The 5,423-nt window shown below is 45.9% G+C and carries 1 pseudogene; it reads right to left on the bottom strand.

The window, feature by feature from the left end:
• Positions 1 to 5,423 (bottom strand): annotated as a pseudogene (locus AB4484_RS26315) (hypothetical protein); the annotation flags it as partial.

Raw genomic sequence — 5,423 nt, 5'->3', positions numbered from 1 at the left:
GGATAATAGATAGAGGCATCTTGAGGAACGCCTGCAACTTCTACTCGAAGTGTCTCTGGCGCATTCTCGGTATAAGTGCCGCTGCCCGTTGCCGATAGCTCTTTATCCAAAATCGTCGCATTGATTTCGATATCAATGTTTTGTCCTTCGTTACCTGTCACAGAATCTATTGGGTTAGTATCAACATCATCACCCACAGGTACCACATGCAGCTTAAAGCTTGGCAGATTTGATGCTGCGGTAGGCACACCTAATAAGGACTCTTGCGTAAATACAGCAACACCAAATTCAGCCGTACCACTGAAATCCTTAGGCGGTAAAATCGAAATCTCACTCAGATCGAACGACAACCCTGATGCTTGAGGCAGCTGAACACTCCACTCACCATTACCGTTGTTCTTGACGGTATATGCTGAGGTTGCGTCTGCACGCATTTGGAAGCCATCAGGGACATCTGTAAACTTAATCGACACAAACTGTTCTGATCCATCAAGGTCAGTCAGTGCAATCGATACAGGCCCTGTGCCCGACAAAGAAATGAGCTGGTCTTCAGTACCCGTAATCTCGATAACATCAGGATCGCTACCCGGTCCTGTTACGAGCACATCGTCCACGACTGGAACCACTTCAAAGCTAACATTGGTAGAGAAAGTATCGGTATCGGTCGCGCTGCCAGCTGGCGAAGCTGCATCATCGTAAGTAGCCGTATCGGTAATCGTCCCGCTGACATTCACTTGCACCTGATTTACGTCATTATCTGTTGGGTAATTTAACGCAGGTCGGAATAGTACGTTATCCAACGCGCCTGCATTAATTTCAGCTTCATTAAAGGTCACCGATGTGCCAAGTGATACACCTGCGCTGGTATAAAAAGCCCCAACACTCGTGTCATTCAAAGTCAGTGTGATAGAGGTAAATTTTTCGTCACCACCTTCATCTCCGCTTACTTGATCAGTAATGGTCGAGCTGAAATCCAGTTGGATATAGGTATCTTCATAGCCCACCGGATCTTGCCCTGCTTGACCGTCGGTATCGACAGGGTTAAACGAATCGTCAAGCGAACCAACGACAGTCACGTCAATATCGGGATTACCTTCAACATCTGGCGCAACTTTAATGACTACTTCGGTCACTAGAGTTTTCTCATCACCCGACAATACGTCTTTAGTTACTATCGTCAACGGCAACCTAAAGTCGCCGGAGTAGTCGGCTGGTAAGTTAAGTAGTAGTCCAGAGAAGTCAGTCGAGACCCCTTGATCAACGGTAGTCTGGAATACATATTTCCCGTTAACAAAGTCGAGGTCGCTGCTTCCCGATAAACTAATTGGGAAGGTGACTTCGTTCGCCGCTCCTGGATTAATGGTCACACTGTCATCAATAATGATGGTCACTTGATCAGTTGAGTCGTCTTCGCCCGAGAACGTAATTAAACCATTCAATGCCGTCCCCAGATCTAACTGGGTATCCTCAACCGCATCAACAACACTGTTTGGCGTAATATCAATATCGGCTGCGACCTTGGTGCTCCCAACCACCACTTCAGGGAATGACAGGGTGACTTCTCCGTCCCTACGAGCGGCCGTAGATGACTCAACCTCAACACCATCACCTCGGTCTATCACCGTGCTAAAGATGTCCATCTTGATATCATTGAACCCTCCTGCCCCGCTGTTTCCTGAAGGAAGAACAAGGCCGTTCGGTGCACTGATGCTAAATATGTCTTCATTCGTTACAACCCAGCGCCCATTGCCTTCATAAGCAGCGCCAATAACGAGCAGTTGATTGAGTACAGCATCTGATAGAGCCGAGTCGTCCACATTTGTTAATTGAATAACTAACTGATCCACTTCTTCGATAGCGGACGAAGCATCTGTTTCTTGATATCGAATGACGAACTCATCCGTAACCGATGTATTATCGCTGTTGGTTGTGAACTTAAGCACGCCAGTGTTTGCATCAGCAACTATGGTTGCTAGTACTCCAGTTCCCAGCACATCATCGACGATAAGCTTGTTGCTCACGTCTTGCGGTTCAACGACTGGCGTTACGACAACCTTAATCGTACCTGTAATCGTCGCGGTAGCGATTCCCTGACCAGGATCAGTCGCATCAACATACTCATGATCTCGCTCTTCGATCATGACAACCGTATTAAGCGTAAAGTCGGTGCTCGAATCTTGTTCAGGTGTGATCTGAATAAAATTGTTGTTCAGTGCAATTTGAGTAAACTCTTCTGCCGTCTGCCCACTCTTCGGCGTAATGGTTAAAGTGCCTGCTGAAGCATCGTAAACCCAAGTTACATCGCCATTAACCACAACACTTTCAACATCTGTCGGAATGGCACTGATCACAATAGAAGTGAAATGCTCATCATCATCAATATAATCAGTACCCTCTGGGTGCCAATCAATACTGATCGCCGTATCTTCATCGCCATTAGTGACTGTGCTGTACGTCGCCGAGGTATCGATTCTAGGTTCGACTAGCACTCGCACTTCTTGGTCAAACGTAAGCGTATGACCGTCATTCTCAGTCACGATCACTTTACCCTGAATGTGAATGTTCTCGGTTGAAGAATCGACGGGTCTGATGCGGATTCCTGAGGTTTTACCCGCGTCAGTGATGTTCGCTTCGTAGATAGGTTTAGACAGATCAGGGCTACCACCCGGACCAGTTTCGTAACCGACAAAGTTAAGGTCAATAATGGTACCGTCACCGTCTTCCAGAATAACGCCATCAGGAATACCCGAGAGGATAACGGTTATGGATTCTGAACCGTCGTCAGGTAATGGGGTTTGATCTACAGCTGCAGGATCAGGTCTTCTCTCTCCCGACAACACGGTGAAATCAAGCTCGGCGTAGCTGTCTCCATTCTGGCTCTCTTGGATCGTGGTTTGCACACCACTTGCAGGGTTAGGATCGGTATCAGGTATTGCAGTCCATGCCGTTCCGCTAGTACCGCCGTAAGGAATATCTGCGACACCTTTAACTTCAACGTTAACCGTTTTAGTCCCTAGGATTTCTTCATCAACTTGAGCACCACTAGAGAGGTTCGCGGTGTCTTTAACCACACCGGTTACATCAAAAGTAAAATCGACATTACTGTGTTTAGTCGGAACGATCTCTACATTGGCTAAGTCGGAATACGCCACTTCCTGATAATCAATACCGTTAATAGTGATTGTAGGAACTGGGGTCGTAGTTCCAAGGAAATAAAGCACCGCACCTTCGGTTATATTACTGATGCGAACAAACAGCTCTTCGGAGCCATCAGTGTCCACCGAGCCATTCATGGTGATCACTTCATCCAACGTGAAGGCATCTTTGTTCGCCAGAGGACCTAGGTAATCTGGGTCATCAATATTGTCTTCGTTAATACGAATCCTGTTAACACTGAATGAACCAGGATCCGCGTCGGCAGTCACATCAATGATAATATTTTGCTCAACAGAGCGAGCGGTCGTTTTGTCTAACCCGCCGTTGGCTGAATCATCGTATGGGTTACGTGTCTCTTCCGTAATTGCCGTTGCTTTGAACTCAATTTGCCCAGAGAAGTTATCGATTGGGTTGACGACAGTGCTATTGATATCGCCAGCTGCAATAATATAAACACCATTAACGGGCGTTAACAGATTGCCATTTTGATCCAACAGCTCAAACTTCCCATCACCCTGAATCGCTTCAAGTTCATAGGTAATGGTTTCAGTACGGCTGTTATCTTGAGACTCTGCGTTCAGCTGCAGCGTCACATTGTCCTCATCTTCATTCACTTGATATTGATAAGTGCTATTCGCATCATCCCAAGTCGCAATGTCGGCAACCGCTTCAATTTCAATTCTAAAGTTTGAGTTTACGGTGTGGTCTAGCGAACCATTATTATCAATCTCGAGTTCATAGTTAATTCGTACACCATTGTTATTCGAACCGTAATTTTGGTCTGGGACAAAGAACAAGTTGTCGATTGTCGCGATGGTGTCTAATGGTTGATTCGTACTTGGAGCAAAGCTCTGCTGCATTTGAGGTGGACCAAACAAGATATCACCGTTTGGTTCTGCCACTAGTTTGTGATAGTCCACACCATCAAAGTAATAGAACGTCCCTCTGTGATTGCCACTCTGGATCGTCAGTTGGCCAATGGACTCGTTGTTATCTTGGTCCTTCAGGTTAACCTGTAACGCAACTTGTGCAGGAGCATCAGGTAACCCACTTTGATTATCTTGGGTATTCTCTAGGCTTGGGGCATCGCCCGTTGCGTAAGGGATTGTAGAGTCTCTACCCGCATCCTCAAACGTAGTCACTTTCAGCGAGATTGCTGAAGACTCTTCATCCGTAATCGTGATGTTCAAAGGCGTAGATGACGTATCTAAATCACTGTCTGTCGCAATCACATTGATCGAGAAGTCGATGGAGTCACCATCATGATCGAGATAATTGGTAGCTCTAAATTCTATTTCGCCATTTGAGTTGATACGCAAAATACCCAGCTGCCTTTCCTGAGTACCACCATTGCCATCATCGGTCTGCTCATAAACACGGATAGTTCGACGTCCACTTTGAACATTCAAGCCATCGCTAAAGCCAGTATTGTTACCTCGTTGAAAAACAATATCAGCCCCGTTACTTGAGATACCTTCAATTCGACTCAGTACCGCGCCATCAGCCCCCACATCCGTCGCATTGGCAAACATATCGACTTTAGAACCATTGTAATTCTGACCTTCAATACGAGTGATAGACTGAGTTGTCACTAACGGAACATCATCGGTTACTGTGATTTTCAGATCGATTGCGTTTGATTGGTCTTGGTCAAAATCTTCAGCAATGATTGAAAAATCAAGTTCGATGTTGTTTTCATCGGCACCATCAGGGTGCTTGAGAGGTTTAAACAGTTCAAACTGATAGCTGTTGTTTGACGTATCAAATATAATCTCGAAAACAGGCACTTGACCTGTGTCTGTCTGAGCAACGTAAGTAAACGTACTGCCAGATACAGAAACAGGTAACCATTCTAAGCTTTCTCCATCGGAGGTTAAGCCCGTCAGAACCAAATCTTCATCAACCAGTTCATACTTCACAACACCATCGGCGCCTTCATCAACCGTGAATAACCCATTAATAATGCTATCTTCAGATTGATCTGAACCAATACCAGTAAGATCGTCTTCATCGACAACCGTTTCACCGGTTGGCGCACTCATTACTGGTGCATCGTCTAGCACCTCGATTGGCAATACATATTGGTTAGAATCATCACCATCACCATCAACAGCAACAACATCAAATGGTATTGTTAGTGTATCGAGGTTGCTCGGTGTCGTGGCGTGATTGAGAGGTCCAAGCAAGGTAAACGTGTAAGCACCATCATCAGTCAGCACTAATGTGAAAATTGGCGTTCCGCCTGGGTCAGTTGCACCTTGGTAGGT

The sequence above is a fragment of the Vibrio sp. 10N.261.46.A3 genome (assembly GCF_041472995.1).
GTDB lineage: Bacteria > Pseudomonadota > Gammaproteobacteria > Enterobacterales > Vibrionaceae > Vibrio > Vibrio coralliirubri.
This window is presented reverse-complemented; position numbering and strand designations above follow the sequence as displayed.